The sequence below is a fragment of the Psychrobacter sp. H26 genome, assembly GCF_059073035.1.
Map to the genome: position 1 here is coordinate 2,940,843 of NZ_JCACRW010000001.1, position 21,048 is coordinate 2,961,890.

Annotated in this window: 22 protein-coding genes; 15 read left to right on the forward strand and 7 right to left on the reverse strand. The window is 41.8% G+C overall.

All coding sequences use genetic code 11. From position 1 onward, the window contains the following. Positions 1-43 precede the first annotated feature (43 nt). Together AC5JPT_RS12270 and AC5JPT_RS12275 are read right to left on the reverse strand one after the other, a co-directional pair. Positions 44-664, reverse strand: coding sequence for an L-threonylcarbamoyladenylate synthase (locus AC5JPT_RS12270; RefSeq protein ID WP_319052276.1), 621 nt, complete (start codon positions 662-664; stop codon positions 44-46). Positions 665-924: 260 nt separating this feature from the next. Continuing rightward, a complete protein-coding gene (locus tag AC5JPT_RS12275; protein WP_493858262.1) occupies positions 925-1,653 on the reverse strand; it encodes an elongation factor P hydroxylase in 729 nt (242 codons plus the stop codon). A 199-nt stretch (positions 1,654-1,852) separates the two neighbouring features. Between AC5JPT_RS12275 and AC5JPT_RS12280 the strand changes: the two genes are divergently transcribed. After that, complete coding sequence (locus tag AC5JPT_RS12280) at positions 1,853-2,446, forward strand: YceD family protein (RefSeq protein WP_493858263.1); 594 nt, start codon at positions 1,853-1,855, stop codon at positions 2,444-2,446. Positions 2,447-2,764: 318 nt separating this feature from the next. Continuing rightward, entirely contained in the window at positions 2,765-2,947 is a 183-nt protein-coding gene (gene rpmF / locus AC5JPT_RS12285) for a 50S ribosomal protein L32 (RefSeq protein ID WP_057758809.1), read from the forward strand. A gap of 164 nt (positions 2,948-3,111) precedes the next feature. Here the strand turns inward: rpmF and AC5JPT_RS12290 are convergent, their stop codons facing one another. Beyond that, positions 3,112-3,261 (reverse strand): hypothetical protein, encoded by a 150-nt coding sequence (locus AC5JPT_RS12290; RefSeq protein ID WP_493853512.1) that lies wholly within the window; start codon positions 3,259-3,261, stop codon positions 3,112-3,114. A 108-nt stretch (positions 3,262-3,369) separates the two neighbouring features. Between AC5JPT_RS12290 and fabD the strand changes: the two genes are divergently transcribed. From fabD to lysM, 4 genes are all read left to right on the forward strand, one after another. Continuing rightward, positions 3,370-4,338, forward strand: a complete 969-nt coding sequence (fabD, locus tag AC5JPT_RS12295) for an ACP S-malonyltransferase (protein WP_319052062.1) — start codon at positions 3,370-3,372, stop codon at positions 4,336-4,338. After that, on the forward strand, positions 4,335-5,063 hold the full coding sequence (gene fabG / locus AC5JPT_RS12300) for a 3-oxoacyl-ACP reductase FabG (RefSeq protein ID WP_057758813.1): 729 nt from the start codon (positions 4,335-4,337) through the stop codon (positions 5,061-5,063). Before fabD ends, fabG begins: the two co-directional genes overlap by 4 nt. A 260-nt stretch (positions 5,064-5,323) precedes the next feature. After that, the gene (gene acpP, locus AC5JPT_RS12305; protein WP_057758815.1) at positions 5,324-5,560 is read left to right on the forward strand and encodes an acyl carrier protein; all 237 of its coding nucleotides are present in this window, start codon (positions 5,324-5,326) and stop codon (positions 5,558-5,560) included. A 306-nt stretch (positions 5,561-5,866) separates the two neighbouring features. Continuing rightward, on the forward strand, positions 5,867-6,376 hold the full coding sequence (gene lysM / locus AC5JPT_RS12310) for a peptidoglycan-binding protein LysM (protein ID WP_071003170.1): 510 nt from the start codon (positions 5,867-5,869) through the stop codon (positions 6,374-6,376). 128 nt (positions 6,377-6,504) lie between these two features. Here the strand turns inward: lysM and queG are convergent, their stop codons facing one another. After that, complete coding sequence (gene queG / locus AC5JPT_RS12315; protein ID WP_493858264.1) at positions 6,505-7,677, reverse strand: tRNA epoxyqueuosine(34) reductase QueG; 1,173 nt, start codon at positions 7,675-7,677, stop codon at positions 6,505-6,507. A gap of 197 nt (positions 7,678-7,874) precedes the next feature. Here queG and AC5JPT_RS12320 point away from each other — a divergent pair, with 197 nt between their 5' ends. Continuing rightward, the gene (locus AC5JPT_RS12320) at positions 7,875-9,698 is read left to right on the forward strand and encodes an NAD(P)H-hydrate dehydratase (RefSeq protein ID WP_493858265.1); all 1,824 of its coding nucleotides are present in this window, start codon (positions 7,875-7,877) and stop codon (positions 9,696-9,698) included. A gap of 15 nt (positions 9,699-9,713) precedes the next feature. On the opposite strand, the gene AC5JPT_RS12325 is transcribed toward AC5JPT_RS12320, so the two are convergent. Next, positions 9,714-10,211 carry a DUF4124 domain-containing protein gene (locus tag AC5JPT_RS12325; protein WP_443526875.1) on the reverse strand — a complete coding sequence of 166 codons (498 nt, stop codon included), beginning with the start codon at positions 10,209-10,211 and terminating at the stop codon, positions 9,714-9,716. Positions 10,212-11,181: 970 nt separating this feature from the next. Here AC5JPT_RS12325 and AC5JPT_RS12330 point away from each other — a divergent pair. The 8 genes from AC5JPT_RS12330 to AC5JPT_RS12365 all read left to right on the forward strand — a co-directional run bounded on the left by AC5JPT_RS12330 (position 11,182) and on the right by AC5JPT_RS12365 (position 18,919). Continuing rightward, positions 11,182-12,894 (forward strand): acetolactate synthase 3 large subunit, encoded by a 1,713-nt coding sequence (locus AC5JPT_RS12330; protein ID WP_319052070.1) that lies wholly within the window; start codon positions 11,182-11,184, stop codon positions 12,892-12,894. Continuing rightward, positions 12,894-13,391, forward strand: coding sequence for an acetolactate synthase small subunit (ilvN, locus tag AC5JPT_RS12335; RefSeq protein ID WP_319052058.1), 498 nt, complete (start codon positions 12,894-12,896; stop codon positions 13,389-13,391). The genes AC5JPT_RS12330 and ilvN overlap by 1 nt, the downstream gene beginning before the upstream one ends. A 149-nt stretch (positions 13,392-13,540) precedes the next feature. Continuing rightward, positions 13,541-14,557 carry a ketol-acid reductoisomerase gene (ilvC, locus tag AC5JPT_RS12340; protein ID WP_238038758.1) on the forward strand — a complete coding sequence of 339 codons (1,017 nt, stop codon included), beginning with the start codon at positions 13,541-13,543 and terminating at the stop codon, positions 14,555-14,557. A 255-nt stretch (positions 14,558-14,812) separates the two neighbouring features. Further along, positions 14,813-15,238: a hypothetical protein gene (locus AC5JPT_RS12345; protein WP_319052057.1), complete on the forward strand. Its 426-nt coding sequence runs from the start codon at positions 14,813-14,815 to the stop codon at positions 15,236-15,238. 369 nt (positions 15,239-15,607) lie between these two features. Continuing rightward, positions 15,608-15,820: a cold-shock protein gene (locus tag AC5JPT_RS12350; RefSeq protein ID WP_057758834.1), complete on the forward strand. Its 213-nt coding sequence runs from the start codon at positions 15,608-15,610 to the stop codon at positions 15,818-15,820. A gap of 249 nt (positions 15,821-16,069) precedes the next feature. Beyond that, positions 16,070-16,645 (forward strand): DUF421 domain-containing protein, encoded by a 576-nt coding sequence (locus AC5JPT_RS12355; protein WP_493858266.1) that lies wholly within the window; start codon positions 16,070-16,072, stop codon positions 16,643-16,645. Positions 16,646-17,089: 444 nt separating this feature from the next. Further along, positions 17,090-17,839, forward strand: coding sequence for an electron transfer flavoprotein subunit beta/FixA family protein (locus AC5JPT_RS12360; RefSeq protein ID WP_101204853.1), 750 nt, complete (start codon positions 17,090-17,092; stop codon positions 17,837-17,839). Positions 17,840-17,986: 147 nt separating this feature from the next. Further along, complete coding sequence (locus tag AC5JPT_RS12365) at positions 17,987-18,919, forward strand: electron transfer flavoprotein subunit alpha/FixB family protein (RefSeq protein ID WP_443526879.1); 933 nt, start codon at positions 17,987-17,989, stop codon at positions 18,917-18,919. A gap of 206 nt (positions 18,920-19,125) precedes the next feature. Here AC5JPT_RS12365 and AC5JPT_RS12370 read toward each other — a convergent pair whose 3' ends face one another. Continuing rightward, positions 19,126-19,920, reverse strand: a complete 795-nt coding sequence (locus tag AC5JPT_RS12370) for a TrmH family RNA methyltransferase (protein WP_493858267.1) — start codon at positions 19,918-19,920, stop codon at positions 19,126-19,128. 105 nt (positions 19,921-20,025) lie between these two features. Continuing rightward, positions 20,026-21,009 carry a class 1 fructose-bisphosphatase gene (locus AC5JPT_RS12375; protein ID WP_493858268.1) on the reverse strand — a complete coding sequence of 328 codons (984 nt, stop codon included), beginning with the start codon at positions 21,007-21,009 and terminating at the stop codon, positions 20,026-20,028. Positions 21,010-21,048: the final 39 nt, after the last annotated feature.

A 21,048-nucleotide genomic window follows, 5' to 3' on the forward strand; every position in this document is an offset into this window, starting at 1 on the left:
TTGGAGCTTTTTTTTGTTTGAAATTTAATTATTTATTATCTGTTTATAGTAACAACGAATCAACGTCAGCAGCACCCTGTCTAATCACTTCAGGCTGACTATTGGTCATGTCTACAATGGTGGTAAGTTTGGTTGTCTTTATGCCTGCATTGATAAGACCGTCTATTTGATTACCTAACAAGTCTTCAATTTCAAACGGATCATCTAAAATATCGTCTCTATCAGGAAGAATCAAAGAACTGGTCAAAATAGGTTCATCCATCGCTTCCAATAGCGCTTGGGCAATAGGATTGCTAGGCACACGAATACCAATCGTTTTCTTTTTTGCGTGGGCGAGTTTCTTAGGCACATCTTTTGTAGCATTGAGAATAAAAGTAATTGGCGCTGGCGTATGCGCTTTAAGCTGTTTAAATTGTACATTGTCGACTGTAGCGTAGTTTGCAATCTCACTAAGATCACGGCATAACAAAGTAAATTGATGCTTGTCATCAAGCTCGCGAATTTGCTTTAGCTTAGTCAAGGCGTCCTTTGCGCCCAACCGACAACCAAAAGCATAACTGGTATCTGTTGGATAAATGATCAGTTGATCCTTGCGTAGCATATTGGCAGCTTGTTCGATGAGACGTGGCTGCGGATTTTCTGGATGAATATAGAGGACTTCCATAATAATTCCTTATTTTATAGTTATTGGTTTTTTTATTAATACAAATAATTTGTCAGCTGGTTAAAGCTAATTTAATCAGAAGTAGTGTCGCTGAACACTACTTCGTATATTGTTAATGCAATCTATTCAAAAATGCTATTTCAATTATCAGTATAGCTCAAAGCCAATAGAGCTTTAGTGGTAAGGCGTTACCAATCGTAGAAAATCGTTAACACCAAAAAAATGAGTAGCTCAAATAAAAGCCTTATTGGCGTTTGATATTATTTATCTTTGCAAGCACGGAGTAGGGTGCTGAGTAATGTTTTAGCATCACGTGGTAAAATTTTTGGATTTTCAAGATAGGTTTCTACTTGTTGATAGACGTCATTAGCAAATGCACTCTCGCTAGTGTCAAAGTCAGCAAACAAGTTATCTTGTGAGACTTGAAAATGTCGCCCACATGCTAGAGTAAATAGACACTCTAGTGCTTGCGGCTTGATTTCTACACGCTCAAATGCCTGCTGCTGAGCTGCTGTTCGACCGTCTGGGGCATACCAGTAGCCAAAATCAGGTAGTCGCCTACGAGCCTCACCAGCCACACACCAATGACTGATTTCATGCAAAGCACTTGCAAAAAAACCATGGGCGAATTCGATTCTGGCAGGTTGATTACCTTGAATAGGAAAGTATTCAGGCTCACTATTACTACGGACCAACATAACCTGCTGCTCACTGAACAATGTATTGAATAGACTTATCAGCCAATCAGTAGCTGCACGCTCGCTATCAGTCGCTTCTACTGCTTGACGACCGTACTCAAGATTGATGCTAGACAGTTTTTGCCACTGACGTTTCCATTCTTTTAAGCATTTATTACTGTCAGAACATTCTGACTTAGTAGATGTTTTTGCTAGGTCGCTGTTTTGCTGAGTAATGCGCTCGACAAGTACATTAACGTCAATAGAAGAAAGTAAGTTAGAAAAATCAGTTTTGTTGTTAGACAGATCCATAAATAAAATATTGACTCAATAAACACTAAAAAATAGGCACCAAGAACAGAAAGATTATCTGAATGAAAAAGGAGCAAGTATAGAGGTTTAGATAGGTTTTCTGTCAAAAAATATTAACATACTACCGCTAGCGTAGCCTGATACTTTCCGTTAGTATGGCAGGCAATATTATACACCGTTTTTATGAATGAGGCCTCGCATGTCAAGCACTTCAGAAACCAAGCCGTCAGCACCTTATGCTGATAATAAAAAAGCGTCCGTATCTACTAGCATGCCTGAGCACATTTCATTAGATAAATGGGCTGATACGGGTTATGAATGGTCAGGAGAAGTTGATCCAAAACTATTTGATCGTCTTGCTACTACACTAAGTACAGAGCATGAACAATCACATATCCAGTTGAATGCGACGCTTTATCGCCGCAATAATGTTCTGCATCTGGCATTCACTTTGGCAGGTGATGTCTGGTTGACGTGTCAACGTTGTTTACAGCCAATTGCGATAGACTTGTCTGATGACTACGATATTGCGCTACTTGAAAACGATAGCCAAGTACGCTTGGTCAATGATGAGCAAGATTACTTGTTGCTCGATGAAATCGTCACTGAGCAATCTCCTGAGCGTTTATTGCCATTCAAAAAACTGGTAGAAGATGAGATTTTGCTCAAAACACCAATGGCGCCAAAACATGACGACTGTGAAATGTCAGTTGAGCAGTTCGGCGAGCTACCAGAAGAAGAAGAAACCGAAAACCCTTTTGCAGCTTTAGCTTCATTAAAAGGCAAATTATAAATACAGAATTGACTTGCTAGATGTATTTATTGAGCCTTTTGTCGGCTTTGCACAGAAGAGTGCAAGGCAGGGCTTTATTAATTCAATAAACATGCGTATAATGTCCGGTTTATTGCATTCGAGCAACCTGTTGCGTGCTGATAGAAGCTGACTAGGTAAATTTTTCATAAATTTCAGACATAGTTAGCGCTTTATGTAAGTGACAATTTATTTAACTAATGATGCTTAAGACTTAGGTTGTTATGATTATATAGCCTCTGTCAGTATCGACTAAAGCTGAATTTTAAGCTTATCCCTTTTAAGTATAGGAGCTATATCATGGCTGTTCAAAAAAGTCGTAAAAGCCGTTCTCGTCGTGACATGCGCCGTTCACATCACCGTATGGAAATTGCTGAACTAAGCGTAGACGCTACTACTGGTGAAAAACATCGTCGTCATCACATGACTAAAGATGGTTTCTATCGTGGCCGTCAGCTATTTAAAGTAAGTCAAGACGCCTAAGACATTGACTCTATGATAATTTGAGCAAAGCAGTGATAGTACTGGTGACTGTCATTGTTTTGCCTGATTATTATCAGTCAATAAGCTTCGAGCTAAAAAAGCCAAGTTATTTCGCTATCATATATTATGTGGCTGGATAACTTGGCTTTTTGTTATTTATGACTCTACTCATTACCCAAACGAGCTTCTGTTCCTAGTAGATAATAGAGCATGATAATGTCATTAGTCTTTTGGTTCGCACAGCGCTTCACTATCATCGCTTGATACGCATCCGCTATGATAATGGCTTGCGTCAGTGTATAGTTTACTGACAATCCGTTGTCGTAGACAGGTAGTCGAAGTAGCGGCTTTGTATAACATCTAATAATATAATAAACCCCATTGTTTTTAGGGATATTCTAATCAGATAAGGAATATTGGTTATGGCTTCTGTACCCGATATGGTAAAAAAGCAACCCGCTCGTATCGCGGTTATTTTTCCTGGTCAAGGATCTCAAGCCGTCTCAATGACAAGTGAGCTTGCTGAAACTTACCCAGAGATACGTGATACGTTTACCGAAGCGAGTGAGGCGCTTGGTGAGGATTTGTGGGCAATCTGTCAAGATGAAGATAAACTCAATCAAACTCAATACACTCAGCCAGCGCTATTGACAGCTAGCATTGCTATTTGGCGTGTTTTACAACAACAACTAAAAGAAACGCCTTGTTATTTAGCGGGGCATTCTCTTGGCGAATATAGCGCGTTATGTGCTGCCAATGTGATATCGCTTGGTGATGCCGTAACCTTGGTACATAAGCGTGGTCAGTTGATGCAAGAGGCTGTTGTAGGGGTTGATACTGCTATGGCTGCCGTATTAGGACTTGAAGACAATAGAGTCGAAAACCTATGTGAACAAGCAACAGAACATGTTGAAGCTGCTGTAGTTGGTGCTGCTAATTTTAATAGTCCAGGGCAAGTGGTTATTTCGGGTAATGCTGCGGGCGTCAACGCTGTTATCGACAAAGTAAAAAATACTGGCAAAAAATCTGTGCCCCTAAAGGTAAGTGTGCCATCTCATTGCGCACTGATGGAACCTGCCAGCAATGCCTTAGCTGAGATATTAGCAGAGATCAAATTTGATCAGGCTACTATCCCTGTGATTCAAAATCGCCATGCGCGTGTTGAGACCAGTGCAGCGGGCATCAAGCAAGCCTTAACTGAACAGCTAAGTGAACCTGTATTGTGGTCAAAAACCATGCAAGAGTTGGCTGACAAACAAATTAATATATTAATCGAGTGTGGCAGTGGTAATGTCCTCAGCAATTTGGCGAAGCGTCAAGCACAGCCGATCGCAAGCTATCCGACTGACAAGCCTGCCCGTCTAGAAAAATTATTAGAGGTGTTATTATGAGCCGTACGATTACATTAGTGACTGGTGCTAGCCGCGGTATTGGAAAGGCAGTTGCTAAACGCTTTGCGAAAGAAGGACATTTCGTCATTGGCACAGCCACTACAGAGAAAGGTGCTGAGCTGATTGATGATTATCTTCACGATACTGGCGGTATTGGTCGTGTTTTAGATGTACGTGATACTGCCCAAATTGATAAATTGTTCGAAGAAATCGAAAGCGTTTACGGTGCGGTACAGGTACTCGTCAATAACGCAGGTATCACCCAAGATGGTCTATTGATGCGCATGAAAGATGAAGACTGGGAAAACGTCATCGATACCAATTTGACATCAGTATACCGTATGAGTAAGCGTGCAGTACGTGGCATGATGAAAGCACGTCGTGGTCGCATTATCAATATAACCTCCGTCGTCGCTCAAATGGGTAACGCAGGTCAATCTAACTATGCTGCGACCAAAGCCGGTGTAGAAGGGTTCAGCCGTACGCTTGCACGTGAAATCGGTTCACGCCAAGTGACTATCAATTGCGTCGCACCAGGTTTGATCGAAACGGATATGACAGATGAGCTTGATGAGCGCCTATTGAACTCTATGCTAGATGCTGTTCCTATCAGCCGTCTTGGCCAGCCAGAAGACATTGCAGCAGCCGTACATTTCTTAGCCAGCGATGAGGCCAGCTATATCACAGGTGCTGTTATTCCTGTCAATGGTGGCATGTATATGTAAGCGTTACACAGTTATAATAAAAAACTGTGTGAACGAGTGTAAACTATAATAAAGGGTGCTATAATGACGGATACTTTTGAGTCAAAGCCCTGTATGATAGCAGGGCTTTATTAGACATCAGACAGACTGTACACTATGTCATAGAGTACTCAGACAGCAATGCTGATCTGGCAAATACATTTTATATACCATGCTATAGAGCTTAGATTAAGCGCTATAGCAGTTTATCAAAAATAATAGATGATAACGGAGTGATCTATATGAGTAATGATATCGAACTAAGAGTAAAAGCAGCAGTAGCTGAGCAATTAGGTATGAATGTTGAAGACATCAACAATGATGCTTCATTCATGGAAGACTTAGGTGCAGATTCATTGGACCTAGTTGAACTGGTTATGTCTTTTGAAAGTGATTTTGGTATCACTATTCCTGATGAAGATTCTGCAGAATTGACTACTGTTCAAAAAGCAATCGATTACGTACAAGCTCAGCTATAATTTGCTATACAGTTGATAGTTTTGTGATGCCGCTTATCTTATAGATAGGCGGTTTTTTTATGCGTCTGTTCTTCTTTATATGCTGACTATGCTAGATATACTGGTTTTCATATGTATGAACTTTGGACTACTAAGTTGTATTAACATAAGCTACGTCAATCCAACATTACTCAACATACTCTTACTATTTACTTTATTCTCCTTTGTCTATACTCATCATGGTAATTAGGAATAGAGCAAGACAATGCTTTATTACACATCATCAAAAAAACAACGATGAATAATAAAAATTTAAGGAGTAGTTATATGGGTATGTTTAGTTTCGCAAAGGATATCGGTGACAAGATTTTTAACCGTGATGACGAAAAGCATGACGCAAAATCTGAAACCAAAGCAGATGCCAATACACCAGTACAAAGTAGTGAGCCTTCAGCACAGTCAGTCGCTAACATATTGCTACGTCGTATTCAGCAGCAAAACCTAAATATCAGCAATCTCAAAATCAAATATAATGGTTCTACAGATACTGCAGAGATCAGTGGTAATGCTAAGACTCAAGCTGATCGCGAAAAAGCCATCATCGCTATTGGTAATGTGCAGAACGTCGCAAAAGTTATTGACAACATTGATATCGAAGAAGATGCGCCTGAATCAACTATGTATACCGTAAAATCTGGCGATAGTTTATCTAAAATTGCTAAAGATGTTTATGGCGAATCTGGTGATTATATGAAAATATTCGAAGCTAACAAGCCAATGCTATCTGATCCAGATAAAATCTATCCAGGTCAAGTGCTACGCATCCCTAAGCCATAATCATAATTCTTAAAAGTGCTTAGAAATTTAGCACAGTAGACTAAATATAAAAAAGCCTCTTATGTTTAAGAGGCTTTTTTTATGGGTTTCTATCAGATCAAATAATGAGTTCACATGTTTATTTGTATCTATGAAGTGGTTAGCTCGCTACTAGGATTTAATTTTTTATACTGCTCATCCAATGCCCATTCGATATGTTCGTCGAGCATAGCATTATGTATAGTCAACTTAGGTTTCAGCTGCTCAACCACTTCCAAACTGCCACTAGCGTTACCCAGACCAATCGCAATATTACGCAAAAAATTGATATAGCCTGTGCGTCTAAGGGGACTACCTTGTGTATTTTTTAAAAAGTCCGCTTCCTGCCATTGCCATAATTCAAGCAAACTGCTGTTATCAAGACCATGTCTTGGCGCGAAGTCCTCGACGGTAGTGATATTGGCGTAGCGATTCCATGGACATATCAGCTGACAATCGTCACAGCCGAATACTCGATTGCCGATTGCACGTCGATACTTGGTATCAATAATACCATCGTGTTCAATCGTTAAATAAGAGATACAGGCAGATGCATTGAGCTCATAAGGCGCTACAATCGCTTGAGTAGGACATATATCAATACAAGCGCTGCAACTACCACAGTGTTCCTTGACAGGCTCATCATCGGGTAACTCAAGGCTCAAAAATAACTCACCCAGCACAAAGAATGAGCCCGCTTGTTTGTTGATCAATAACGTATGCTTGCCTGTCCAGCCAAGACCCGTAGCATCTGCGATAGGTCGCTCAAATATAGGCGCAGAATCGCTAAAAGGTCTAAAAACAAACTCGTTTTCTGCACCGATATCTAGATGTTGCCACTCAGGAAGCATGGCTTCGATATTTAAGGCCAATTGCTTCAAACGGCTACGCATTGTCTTATGATAGTCGCGACCTCTAGCGTACCGCGCGATGATACCTTGATTGGGATGTTCGTTGTCCGTGACAGCACGCGGCGTCGGTACCTGAGTGAGATAATCCATTCGTACACTGATAATGGTCTTTGCACCATCTACTAACTCCTCGGGATGAGCACGCAGATGGTGGTTGTTATGCATGAACTGTAATTGACCCTCATAGCCTTTACCGAGCCACTGCTGTAACTGTTCAATTTGCTGAGTAAACAAAGGGTGGTGGACAGATAGAAATCCACAGTCAGCAAACCCTAGTGCTTGTGCTTGCGCTTTGATCCATTGCTTAACCTCTGCTGTGGTTGAAAATACATAGGCGTCGCTAATGGCAATCTTGTTTTTATCAGTATGCATAAATATAGATGCTTATTTGGTTCGATTGAAGGTTTTGTGTTTGATCATGAGTGATGGGTATACCGATATGATAAGCCAGTGAGTGACGAGCGCAAGTATAAAAGAAAATAAACCTACAGTCATATCGATACACAAGTCGATATTAGCTTTTGCTAAGCTATTACGAAATATAAGAAAAGACCAGTAGAGGACATAAAATGGAAAATAAGACCATTATATTACCCATAAAAAACACAAAACCTGTGGCACTGTATAGTAGCAAGCAAGTATACGCGATGGAGCAAGTATGGTTTGCAGAAGGGTATGATAGCTTTGGGCTAATGAAACAAGCCGCTTGGCAGATGACGCAGCGGATAGAAAAGCTTTACGAGCAAAAATACTTTGAAAACAGTCACCCCAATATTCATATTTATCATCATGATACTTGTCCGCATCGGGCATGTATCTGGGTAGGAAAGGGTAATAATGGCGGGGACGGCTGGCTCATGGCTCATTACTTGCAGCAAGCAGGCTGGCAAGTCGAAGTAATCACTGTCGGTTTTGATAAAAGTGATCTTGCCATAAACAATCAGGCAGTAATTGCTAATCATAAAAATAGTGACAGTAGTAACATGATTGATGCTACCAAAGCGCTACAGATAGCCTTATCTGCCAATTGCAACTATCAACGTTTTGAAGAGATCAATAACCGTCAAGATAGTTCAAACGAGAGTATCTTATCTGCGGATATGCATATCGATGCTCTCTTTGGTATTGGACTGGACCGTGCGCCAGAAGGTATCTACAAAGAAGCGATTAATACTTTTAATGATAGTACGCAACGATATAAAGCATTAGCAGTGGCAGTCGATATTCCAAGTGGGTTGGTGGCCTCTACTGGTGAAGTGTTCGATCGCGTTGCGATACAAGCTGATGTAACTTTGTGTCTGATAGCACGCAAGTTTGGTCTGCATACCAAAGATGGTATAGATTATAGTGGAAAAGTCACTGATATACCGCTCATACCTTATGAGTTGACGCAACCACAAAAAGCTAGCAACCATACGATAGCCAATGAAAGCACGAGCCCAGCATCTGAACCCATTGCTATGCTACTGAAGGCTGCACATAGTATGCAGACACGCCGTCAAAACAGTTATAAAGGCAGATATGGTCATGCGCTTGTCATTGGCGGAAATCGTATCGATGGCTCACAAGGTATGGGCGGTGCCGCAATACTGGCTGCATCTAGTACAATGGCTACTGGTGCTGGAAAGATAACCGTTGCCTGCCATGAGGCTTTTCATGGTGCATTATTAACCTCTTTGCCAGATGCCATGACCATTAATCTGCACGATACAGATAGTGTGAAAGGCTTAATAAAACAAGCCAGCGTCATTGCTATCGGTATGGGATTAGGCCGTGACGAAAAAGCAAAAGCACTATTCATCGATTATATAAAGGCAGCTATAGAGTATGAAAAATCAATAGTGATTGATGCTGATGGGCTTTATCATTTAGCATCGCTGCATATGGACAGTCATGAACTGGTAAAAGAGCTACAAGAATACAGCTCCAATCATCGAGTATGCATGACACCACATAGTGGCGAAGCCGCTAGGTTACTTGATCAAAAAATTAGCGAGGTAGAGCGTGATAGACTGCAAGCTATAACACAATGCGCTAAGGTTTATGGTGGTGACTGGGTGCTAAAGGGAGCAGGGTCGTTAGTGTTGGAGCAAAAATCAGGGCGAAAACAGGTATACGTCTGCAATGCTGGAAACGCTGGTATGGCAACGGCTGGCATGGGTGATGTATTATCTGGTGTGACTGCTGGATTGCTGGCGCAGCAGGACTTAGTATCAGCGTCGCGCAGCTTGCATCAAGCAGTACTTATACATGGGTTTGCAGGGGATGTGTTGGTAAATCAGACGGGCGATTGTTGTAGTAACAATGCGCTATTAATCGGACAGCGAGGGCTACAAGCTCAAGATATGCCAGCAGCCATTCGCCATGTTATGCAGCTGATGATTGTTGAGTAATCATCGCTACAAAAACTAGGTCGTAGCGCTACCACAGTACTGATTGATTGCTTGTTGTACGCGCTCACGTTTTAGCTCAATTTCACGTCCATCTAAGTATTGACGTTTGCCATCTGCATCCATCTCATAGATACGTCCGCCAACATTTAGGTTGGTTAGGTTATTGCGCAGCGATTGACAGCGCTGGGCATTGGCCTGTGCTTCTTGTTCTTTAATACGTGCTTCAAGAGCGGCTACACGCTGCTCTTCTGCCGTTTGGGTATTATTGCTTTGGCTGGCATCTGTTTTGCCTGCCATTTCTCCAGCGTTGTTTTGTCTGCCGTCACTACGAAACTCAATCAATTCGATGTTTTTGCCATTCTGCGGAGCATGTTGACTGTACTTGACTTCACCATGTGCACCAATGGATTTATATACCTGAATAGCCTGACTGGCATTCATAGACAGCATTAGCATACACGCAGTGCTCGTTAGCAGTTTGGCAGCAGTAGTGATTATAGATGCATATGCCATAGCGGCAATCCTCTTGTTTGGTAGAAGCAGATAGGTATAAGGTTAAATATAACATTTAAGCCTGTTATTGATAGTAATAACCTGCCGACTTTTGATTTTAGCAAAAAATACTTATCAATGTATATTATTTAATAACTAATAGTTAGGTATAGGGTTTAGAAGTTTTTCTTGACAATAGGGCCTAAACCATCGAATATAAGAGCAGTTGATTGGTCAGTGAGCGGCTTTTATGATATTGCCGTGGCACTTGTGAATGCAAACTACGGGTTACTTATCGGTAGCTTACGCAGTTTTATTTCCTTTGTGATCATGATTGGCAGACGTAGTGGTCAAGCGACTACTAACCGCTAATCATCGTCTCCGGACTTATCTGTCTACAATGACTAAGATAAACTTATTATTTAAAATGTACTACATGTGATTCTATCAGTTGTGTTAAACATAAGGTAAGTATAAGGTTTTTTAAAAATCTATCGTAAGGGTCAATACGCTTGCGAGACAGTCAAATTATTGGCTATAGAATTTATCTTATTTGTTTATATCTATACGGCTGTATCAATGAATTTGTCATCAGTGCTTGCTTGTATTCACTTGCAATAATAAGCCTCTTTTTTAGATGCACTCGTATCTTGTCACTGTATATCGATAAATGTCCATCACAAAGCTGACCTTAAATACATTGCTGTGTTTGAGCGATTTGTTGTTTTTAAAAACAACGTAACTCAATACATTAGGCAAATATTCTTGATATGGACAAGAATTGGCAGTCATTTTACGAACTTAGAAGTAATGCCTACATGGATTCTCTCTCCTCATAAAATACTGCAAATTCTCGCCGCAAAAAAAGGTGATGACAGTGACGCAAACCACGCAAAGTCCGAATATGACGGGACATACCCAAACGGGTAATGCCGCCAAAAATTTTGAAGAAAAGCAACAACGTCTCGCAGAGGGCAGTGCAGAGCCTGTAATGCTATCGGGCGCTGAAATGCTGGTACAAGCGCTGACTGACGAAGGTGTCGAATACATCTTTGGTTACCCAGGTGGTGCTGTTCTACACATTTATGATGCGCTGTTTCAGCAAGAAGCCGTTGAACACATTCTAGTACGCCACGAGCAGGCTGCGGGTCACATGGCAGATGCTTATTCACGAGTGACTGGCAATACTGGTGTGGTGCTCGCAACCTCAGGTCCTGGTGCAACCAATACCGTTACTGCAATTGCTACTGCCTTTATGGACTCAGTACCGATGGTAGTGATTTCAGGTCAGGTACCAAGTAGCCTAATCGGCGAAGATGCTTTCCAAGAAACAGATATGGTTGGGGTGTCACGCCCTATCGTTAAGCACAGCTTCCAAGTACGCCATGCTAGCGAAATTCCTATGATTGTCAAAAAGGCATTCCATATCGCGCAGTCTGGACGTCCAGGTCCTGTGGTTATTGATGTGCCAAAAGACATGACCGCCCCTAGCGAAAAACATGCCTATGAGTACCCAGAAGAGGTATTTATACGTTCGTACCAGCCTTCGCTCAAAGGCCATAGTGGTCAGATCAAAAAGGCGGTTGAGACGTTACTAGCGGCACAGCGTCCAGTCGTGTATGCAGGCGGCGGCGTGATCTGGAGTAAGGCGCACGAAGAGTTAACTGACCTTGCGCATCGTCTAAACTTGCCAGTGACTAATACATTGATGGGTCTGGGTACTTTCCCGGGCTCAGATGAGCAGTTCTTAGGCATGCTCGGTATGCACGGTACCTATGAAGCCAATATGAGTATGCATCATGCTGATGTTATTTTGGCAGTCGGTGCGCGTTTTGATGACCGTGTGACCAATAACGTCAAAAAATTCTGCCCTAACGCGACTATTATTCATATTGATATTGACCCTGCTTCGATTTCAAAGACCATTCTGGCGCATATTCCTATCGTTGGTGACGTAAAATCTGTCCTAACAGATATGTTAGAGATCGTCGGTCAGGACAAGCAGCTAGAGCAGCATGCCCTACTAGACTGGTGGTCACAGATCAACGAGTGGCGTAAGCGCCATGGTCTGCGTTATGACACCAGTACAGACAATGGTATCAAGCCACAAAGCGCAGTACAGGCTCTAGATAAAGTGACTAACAGTAACGCTATTATCACCAGTGACGTCGGTCAGCATCAGATGTTTGCAGCACTTTACTACACGTACAATGAGCCTCGTCAGTGGTTGAACTCAGGTGGTCTAGGTACCATGGGTGTTGGCTTGCCATATGCGATGGCAGCAAAGCTTGCTAACCCTGAGCGTGATGTGGTGTGTATCACGGGTGAAGGCTCTATTCAGATGAATATCCAAGAGCTATCGACTTGCCTACAATATAATTTGCCAGTAAAAATCCTAAACCTGAATAACGCACAGTTGGGTATGGTGAAGCAGTGGCAGGACATGTTGTATGAAGGTCGCCACGCCCAGTCTTACATGAACTCATTACCAGACTTTGTCAAATTGGCTGAAAGTTATGGTCACGTTGGTATCAAAATTACTGACCCTGCGACTATGGAAGCGCAATTGGCAGAAGCTATGGCAATGAAAGACAAACTGGTATTTATCGATATTTATGTCGATCGTAATGAGCATGTATATCCAATGCAAATCGCTGGACAGGCAATGCGTGACATGTGGTTAACAAAAGGGGAGCGTACCTAATGCAACAACAACATCTGATTTCGGTATTGATGGAAAACGAAGCGGGTTCGTTGTCGCGTCTAGTCGGCTTGTTCTCACAGCGTGGCTACAATATCGAAACGCTAAACGTCGCACCTACTGATGACCCAAGTATCTCTCGCCTAACATTGACAACTATCACGTCACCAGAGAGAATCGAGCAGATCACCAAACAATTGCATAAATTGATTGAAGTGGTTAAAGTGCACAATCTAACAGAGAATGTACACGTCGAGCGTGAGTTGATGCTGATCAAAGTACGAGCAACTGGTAGTGTGCGCGAAGAGATCAAACGCAGTGCAGATATTTTCCGTGCGCAGATCGTCGACGTCAATGCCAACTTATACACGATTCAAATCGTTGGTGACAAGGCAAAGCTTGACGGCTTTATTGATGTGCTCGGACGTGAGCGCATTATGGAAGTGGTTCGCTCGGGTGTGATCGGTATTGCTCGCGGTGAAAAGACGCTTAGTATTTAGCACTCAGTACAACCTATTTTAATCAAGCTCTACTTTAATCAAAAACTATTTATCTAAATAAACAAGACGCTTGTGCCAGTGACTATATTAATTACAGCATAAGCGTTTACTATCCATGGCAAGCCATGATTGAGACAAGGACTCTATTTATGAACGTTTTTTATGACAAAGATTGTGATTTATCAATTATCCAAGGTAAAAAAGTTGCCATTATCGGTTACGGTTCACAGGGCCATGCGCACGCGCTTAACCTACAAGATTCTGACGTTGATGTGACGGTTGGTCTACGTGCTAACTCAGGCTCATGGAAAAAAGCTGAAAATGCCGGTCTAAAAGTTGCTGAAGTAGAAGAAGCGGTAAAAGCTGCTGACGTTATCATGATTTTGACACCTGATGAGTTTCAAAAAGAGCTTTATAACGACGTCATCGAGCCAAACATCAAGGAAGGCGCGACCTTAGCTTTCGCTCATGGTTTTGCTATTCATTACAATCAAGTGGTACCGCGCGGTGATCTAGATGTCATTATGGTTGCGCCAAAAGCACCAGGTCATACTGTACGTTCAGAATTTACTAAAGGCGGCGGTATCCCAGATCTTATCGCCATCTATCAAGATGCTTCTGGTCAAGCCAAACAACTAGCACTATCGTATGCTGCTGGTGTTGGTGGCGGTCGTTCAGGTATCATCGAAACCACGTTCAAAGATGAGACGGAAACGGATCTATTTGGCGAGCAAGCAGTGCTTTGTGGCGGTGCAGTAGAGCTAGTAAAAATGGGCTTTGAGACACTAACAGAAGCAGGCTACGCACCAGAAATGGCTTACTTTGAGTGTCTACATGAGCTAAAGCTAATTGTTGATTTGATGTATGAAGGCGGTATCGCTGACATGAACTATTCAATCAGTAATAACGCTGAGTACGGTGAATACGTTACGGGTCCTGAAGTTATCAATGAGCAGTCACGTGAAGCCATGCGTAATGCGCTAAAACGCATCCAGTCTGGCGAATACGCGAAGATGTTTATCTCTGAAGGTGCAACCAACTATCCATCAATGACAGCACGTCGTCGCAACAACGCTGAGCATCAAATCGAGACAACTGGTGCCAAGCTACGCGGTATGATGCCTTGGATCGGTGGTAACAAAATTATCGATAAAGACAAAAACTAAATCGATATCACTTTAAAGTATACTGACAGATAGTCCTAGAACCCGTGTTATCACTCGATAGCACGGGTTTTTTAAGTCATGCTTGGTAGAGACACAAGTTATTATATATGCTGGTTGAAAAGTAGTAATAACTGCCCAATATAAGCAGTCATCTTTACACTGCCCAAAGTGCTTTTACCACGCTTATTTGTCTTTGAATAACAGATGTAAATGGGTGTCTCATTCTTATTTTCTACAGATTACAGGTTGTATGTTGTGCAAATATCTTATCCAGACTGGCTAACGCCGCAATTCGTGTATGTGACTCTCAGTGCTGTGGTAGCAGTTTTAATTTGGATAGAAGGGGAGATGCTCAAAAAAACAGATGGCAAATTGCCCAAATCTAAATTTTTTCAATTCAGCTCGCTTTTAGATACGATATGGTTCTTCATCTCTGTAGTCGCTCTATATGTGATTGATTTGGCACCGTTAGCGATTGCGGTTCCTGCTGCTTATGGTATCTATACTACCTTTGGTTGGATATATGGCACACGGTTACTAAAACGTAAGGGGATTCCAGACTCTCCGAAAGACCTTGTGATACCAGCCAAATATATTGCCTACAGTCAGTCGTTCTCATTAATCTTTTTTGCGTTATGCTTGTTAGTATTGAGCGCACCATGGCTACCTATATCGCAATAAGTAATGATTAGTATAAAGTCCTAGAATGGTTTGATTGTTTGAGTTGTTAATAGATCCACTAACACGTCATTTAGTATAAGAAAACTTAAAAATCATTTAATATCAGCATGATATGTTCACAAGTATGGTTTATCCTAGGTCGAAATAATAGCTAAAATTTATTTACAAAAATTATTAATTTAGACTGTTACCCACATCGAAAACTGTTATAATCAGGCTGTACCCAAAGTATTTTAGGTAAAAATTTTGAATTTTCTTTCAGATTATTTAAATTTTTTATGATTGCATCAAGCAAAAAATACGCAGGTATATATCAATTAATCGGTGATGACACAAGTCTCGCCAACAGTTAAAGAGTCAGGAAAATTTATGTCAGATAAAGTTGAAGGCACTGTAAAGTGGTTTAATGAAGCTAAAGGTTTTGGTTTTATCGCTCAAGACAACGGCGGACAAGACGTATTTGCTCACTACAGCGCTATCCAAGGTAACGGTTTCAAAACTCTAGCCGAAGGCCAAAAAGTGTCTTTCATCTTAGGTGATGGCAAAAAAGGCCCACAAGCTGAGCAAATCGAAGCTATCTAATTTTATTTATTATTGAGTTGGCTTCCTAAGCAGACTTGATAACAGTAATATGACTAATATGCATTGATTACTTTGTTTGTTAAAACAATAAAAATACTGTATCGACTTTAAAGAAAAGCAACCTCTTATCAGGTTGCTTTTTTTGTATCATCATATTTATAGCAGAGCGATTTGTAAGAAATATCGTTGATATTTTCACAAGTATCATCAGTTCGTAATAGACACTGACTAAACTAAAAATAAGGTTCTATGATGAAATGGGAAACTTGGCTTTCAATTGACTGGCAACAGATACTGGGTATTTCTATATCCGCAGTAGGTTTTTATTTGGGTCTGATGCTGTTTACACGCCTCATGGGTTTACGTAGCTTTTCTAAGCTATCAAGTCATGATTTTGCTATGACCGTTGGTATTGGTAGTATATTGGCCTCTACCGTATTGTCTGATGAGCCCTCTCTGCTACAAGGGTTGTGCGCTGTTGCGGTGCTGTTTGTGATTCAAGGCGTGGTCTCAGTAGTAAGGCGTAAAATAAAGCCACTCAAAGCGCTAATAGACAATCAAGCTATCATATTGATGGCACATGGTGAGTATTTTCCAGATAATTTGCAAGAAGCTAACCTAAGTACTAGCGATGTCCAAGAAGTGCTGCGTAAAAACGGTATCAAATCTAAAACTGAGGTATTTGCTGTCATAATGGAAACAACAGGGGATATGAGTGTTATCAAAAATAGTGAAGTAACTCCTGATCGGTCATTATTTGATGATATACGTGATAGTGAATTGCTGATTGGTTCTAGTATCAGCTCTAACGAAGATAACCAGTAACAAGTGCTGAGTCCCTATCTATTAACGCTAAAGAGATAAATAATAACAAAATGTTAAGTAAGGCTAGGGCTGAGAATGCTATAAAGGTATCAGTAATTACGACTGCCAACCAAAAAATCGTGGAATAACGTGCTTATAGACCAATTATTTTAGAATGGTGACAAATTTATGACGCATTATTCACGGCGTTGTCTTGACCTTATCTGCATGCTGACGCAAGATACATAGGTCTGATAATAACGGTTGGCTTAGCTTTAGCAGATTTATCGATAAAGTACACATTGCTAATATGATTGTTGATATTGGCTTGTATTTCTTGAGTAATCACATTCTGTTGATGTAGTAATAACCTTGAGTAGTATTTTGAACGACAATTCGAACCACAACGAAAATTTGGTTCTTAACTGATATTTTTAATTCATAACATTAATAAACGAGGAACGTATGAAAGCATTAGTAGCGGTCAAGCGTGTCATTGATTATAACGTAAAAGTTCGTGTAAAAGCCGACAACTCTGGCGTTGACTTATCAAACACTAAAATGTCAATCAACCCTTTTGATGAAATCGCAGTAGAAGAAGCGGTTCGCCTAAAAGAAGCTGGCGTCATTGATGAGATCATTGTTGCTTCAATCGGTCCAAAAGAATCACAAGAGCAGATTCGTGCAGCCTTAGCATTAGGTGCTGACCGTGGTGTATTGGTAGTAAGTGACGAAAAACCATATCCATTGCAAGTTGCTAAGATCTTAAAGAACATCGCTGAAACTGAAAGCACTGATATTATCTTGCTAGGTAAACAGGCGATTGATGATGACAACAACCAAACGGGTCAAATGCTAGCGGCATTGATGGGCATCGGTCAGGGTACGTTTGCATCAGAAGTGAAGGTTGAAGGCGATAAAGTAAACGTAACACGTGAAATCGATGGTGGCCTGCAAACAGTCGCACTTGATTTACCAGCGGTCATCACGACTGATTTACGTTTGAATGAGCCACGTTATGCTAAATTGCCTAACATCATGAAAGCTAAGAAAAAGCCACTTGATGAAAAAACGCCAGCGGATTTTGGTGTTGATATGGCATCTAAGCAAGAAATTATTAAAGTCGTGCCACCTGCTGAACGTAAAGCTGGTATTACAGTAGGGTCAGTTGATGAGTTGGTCGATAAGCTGAAAAACGAAGCAAAAGTTATTTAATATTTTAATGACTGAATGCTTTGTTACGGCATATCTTGTACAAGGCTATGGATTGAGCCGTTCTATATGAACTAATAGCCTCTCAAATAGTATTGTACACAAACAACCGCATGAATAGATAACACGAATAAATAAAGGATTAAAACCATGGCAATTTTGGTATATGCAGAACACGACAATGCCAGTCTAAAAAAGGCAACTTTGAACACTATTGCTGCTGCTAAGCAAATGGGTGATGATATCCATGTGTTGGTTGCAGGTAGTGGCGCTCAAGCGGTGGCTGATGAAGCGGCTAAAGCAGAAGGCGTGACCAAAGTACTATTGGCTGACAACGCGGCTTATGAGCATCAACTAGCAGGCAACGTTGCGTTACTGGTTGCAGATATTGCTAGTAACTATAGCCATGTCTTGGCTGCTGCAACGACTACTGGCAAAAACTTTATGCCACGTGCTGCAGCATTACTTGATGTCAGCATGCTGTCAGAGATCTCTGGTGTGGTAGACGCACAAACGTTTGAACGTCCTATCTATGCAGGTAATGCAACAGCGACAGTAAAAACGACAGAAGAAAAGGTCGTACTAACCGTACGTACCACTGCGTTTGATCCAGTAGCAAGCGAAGGTGGATCAGCGACTGTCGAAACTATCGATAACGTACAAGAAACTGGCAAAGCAAGCTTTGTGAACGAAGAGATGGCTAAGTCTGACCGCCCAGAATTGACGTCAGCTGGTATCGTGGTTTCTGGTGGTCGTGCACTGGCGAACGGTGAAAACTTCACTAAGTACATTGAGCCATTGGCTGACAAGCTAGGCGCAGCTGTCGGTGCATCACGTGCTGCTGTTGATGCAGGCTATGTACCAAACGATATGCAGGTTGGTCAAACAGGTAAAATCGTTGCACCGCAGCTATATATCGCCGCTGGTATCTCAGGCGCGATTCAGCATTTGGCTGGTATGAAGGACTCTAAAGTTATTGTTGCTATCAACAATGACCCAGAAGCCCCTATCGCTAGCGTTGCTGACTATTTCTTAGAAGCTGATTTGTTCGAAGCACTGCCTGAGCTAACCAGCAAGGTATAGTACATAGTCACAGAACTACTAAACGGCTACGGCGTTACCCTCCTTAGATGTACTACTTGTGTAATCTGCAGTCGGCTGCCTTGTATCCGTTTTAGACTTCTATAACTATATCAGTAGTAGACAGATAATAAAAAACCCACTATCAAGTGATAGTGGGTTTTTTCATGCTTGATAGATTGGGTTTTAATAGTAGTTATAAATAGACGCTAAGAGTATTGTCTTTGACGTAAGGTCTCATACAGACATAAAGACCCTGCAATGGCTACGTTTAAACTCTCTTGACCATTTGGCTGCGGTAGCGCTATAGGCGTCGCACATTGCATTAGATCGTCACTAACGCCTTGACCTTCATGACCCATAATCCAAGCCACAGGTGCAGATAAGTCGTGATCGTAAATGATAGTATCTGTATGTGAGCTAGTCGCCAATAGCGGTACCTGTACTTGATCCAGGATGTCTTGCGTACTTAAGCCCTCAAAAATAGTCAGTGCAAACTGTGCACCCATACCGGCTCGTAACGTCTTAGGAGACCAAGCCTGAGCTGTCGCACTGGTACATAGGATATTACGAATACCAACGGCAGCCGCTGTGCGCAGTAGCGTACCGACATTTCCACTATCTTGTACATCATTTAAGATCAGGCAATCCTCATTGATCATCGGCAAGCTAGGCGTTGGCACCTTGATGATTGCCATAATATCGATGCCAGTACCTAAGCTACGTATGCTCTCATAGAGCGCGTCTGACAAAACAAGAATAGGCGTATAAGTGGGCAGGCGAGTGAGCACTTGCTGAACCTCGGGATGACTACGCGCTGATTCAGATAGTAAGATTTGAACAAATGGGTAGTCACTACGCAGCGCAGCATCTATTAAATGGACGCCCTCTATAACGGTCTGACCGTTCTTTTTGCGTTGGCGCGCTTGTGCTAATAGCGCTTTTACAAGCTTTACGGTTGTGTTCTTATCTGAGGTAATCAGCTCGGTGGGATTGTGTACCATAGTGGATCGCTTAGAGAAGAGTAAAGGAGTCGTTTAGATAGCCAGCACAATGTCTATTGTCTATTTAGCATTTTGCTGGCTGTCTCTAACATGGGCGCAAACTAATTATTTTTCAGAATAATTAACGTGCAAGTCTTTCACATAATTGACTTCGTTTTTGCTGCCGAGTACCACAGGGACACGCTGGTGAATGTCGGTCGGCTCAATGTCCAGGATACGATTGACAGCGTCTGTCGCACCGCCACCTGCGCGCTCTATTAATAGGCTCATTGGATTGGCTTCATACATCAAACGCAGCTTACCTGCTTTATGAGCGTATTTGGTATCAAACGGATAAGTGAAGAGACCACCGCGACATAAGATACGATGAACGTCACCAACCATAGCAGCGACCCAACGCGTATTGAAGTCGCGTCCGCGTACGCCAGTTTCACCTGCGATTAGCTCATCAATGTACTGTTGCATCGGCGCGCGCCAATAGCGATAGTTTGAGCTATTAATAGCATACTCGCTCGTGTCAGCATCGACTTGGACATTGTCTTCTATCAGCACGTAGTCAGATGTTTCTGGATCTAGGCTGAACATGACAACCTTGTCTGCGATGGTTAACGCCAGTACGGTAGAGGTGCCATACAATAGGTAACCTGCGGCTAGCTGCTTATTACCTGCTTGTAGGTAATCGCTATTTTCGCTGGTTTGACCTTGACGCTCATAGGGCAGAACAGAAAAAATCGTACCCACTGCCATATTGATATCGATATTTGATGAACCATCTAATGGGTCAAAGAGTACCAATAGGCTGCCATCATTATTGGCAGGGGTAGCGTCATCTAGTTCTTCTGATGCAACGCCTGCACAATGTGAATTACTTGCTAACGCCTCTAGTAATAAGTCATTGGCCAGTACATCGAGTTTTTTCTGGTCTTCACCTTGAACGTTTTGGTTGCCAGCTTCGCCTAAAATATCTGCTAGAGCACCTTTTCTGAGTAGCTGCGAAATTGTCTTACCGACATCAGTGACGGTGGTAATAACATCATTGAGCGCAGTGTTGGTAGCATTTTCGTTGAGATAGTCTGCTAGGGTGGTCATGAGGCTTCCTAATAAATGGTATAAAACGTAAAAAATGGA

What these genes read in the sequence shown, in the direction of transcription:
- AC5JPT_RS12270 (WP_319052276.1), bottom strand. Translation starts at nt 664, where the DNA reads ATGGAAGTCCTCTATATTCATCCAGAAAATCCGCAGCCACGTCTCATC.
- AC5JPT_RS12275 (WP_493858262.1), bottom strand. Translation starts at nt 1,653, where the DNA reads ATGGATCTGTCTAACAACAAAACTGATTTTTCTAACTTACTTTCTTCT.
- AC5JPT_RS12280 (WP_493858263.1), top strand. Translation starts at nt 1,853, where the DNA reads ATGTCAAGCACTTCAGAAACCAAGCCGTCAGCACCTTATGCTGATAAT.
- rpmF (WP_057758809.1), top strand. Translation starts at nt 2,765, where the DNA reads ATGGCTGTTCAAAAAAGTCGTAAAAGCCGTTCTCGTCGTGACATGCGC.
- fabD (WP_319052062.1), top strand. Translation starts at nt 3,370, where the DNA reads ATGGCTTCTGTACCCGATATGGTAAAAAAGCAACCCGCTCGTATCGCG.
- fabG (WP_057758813.1), top strand. Translation starts at nt 4,335, where the DNA reads ATGAGCCGTACGATTACATTAGTGACTGGTGCTAGCCGCGGTATTGGA.
- acpP (WP_057758815.1), top strand. Translation starts at nt 5,324, where the DNA reads ATGAGTAATGATATCGAACTAAGAGTAAAAGCAGCAGTAGCTGAGCAA.
- lysM (WP_071003170.1), top strand. Translation starts at nt 5,867, where the DNA reads ATGGGTATGTTTAGTTTCGCAAAGGATATCGGTGACAAGATTTTTAAC.
- queG (WP_493858264.1), bottom strand. Translation starts at nt 7,677, where the DNA reads ATGCATACTGATAAAAACAAGATTGCCATTAGCGACGCCTATGTATTT.
- AC5JPT_RS12320 (WP_493858265.1), top strand. Translation starts at nt 7,875, where the DNA reads ATGGAAAATAAGACCATTATATTACCCATAAAAAACACAAAACCTGTG.
- AC5JPT_RS12325 (WP_443526875.1), bottom strand. Translation starts at nt 10,211, where the DNA reads ATGGCATATGCATCTATAATCACTACTGCTGCCAAACTGCTAACGAGC.
- AC5JPT_RS12330 (WP_319052070.1), top strand. Translation starts at nt 11,182, where the DNA reads ATGCTATCGGGCGCTGAAATGCTGGTACAAGCGCTGACTGACGAAGGT.
- ilvN (WP_319052058.1), top strand. Translation starts at nt 12,894, where the DNA reads ATGCAACAACAACATCTGATTTCGGTATTGATGGAAAACGAAGCGGGT.
- ilvC (WP_238038758.1), top strand. Translation starts at nt 13,541, where the DNA reads ATGAACGTTTTTTATGACAAAGATTGTGATTTATCAATTATCCAAGGT.
- AC5JPT_RS12350 (WP_057758834.1), top strand. Translation starts at nt 15,608, where the DNA reads ATGTCAGATAAAGTTGAAGGCACTGTAAAGTGGTTTAATGAAGCTAAA.
- AC5JPT_RS12355 (WP_493858266.1), top strand. Translation starts at nt 16,070, where the DNA reads ATGATGAAATGGGAAACTTGGCTTTCAATTGACTGGCAACAGATACTG.
- AC5JPT_RS12360 (WP_101204853.1), top strand. Translation starts at nt 17,090, where the DNA reads ATGAAAGCATTAGTAGCGGTCAAGCGTGTCATTGATTATAACGTAAAA.
- AC5JPT_RS12365 (WP_443526879.1), top strand. Translation starts at nt 17,987, where the DNA reads ATGGCAATTTTGGTATATGCAGAACACGACAATGCCAGTCTAAAAAAG.
- AC5JPT_RS12370 (WP_493858267.1), bottom strand. Translation starts at nt 19,920, where the DNA reads ATGGTACACAATCCCACCGAGCTGATTACCTCAGATAAGAACACAACC.
- AC5JPT_RS12375 (WP_493858268.1), bottom strand. Translation starts at nt 21,009, where the DNA reads ATGACCACCCTAGCAGACTATCTCAACGAAAATGCTACCAACACTGCG.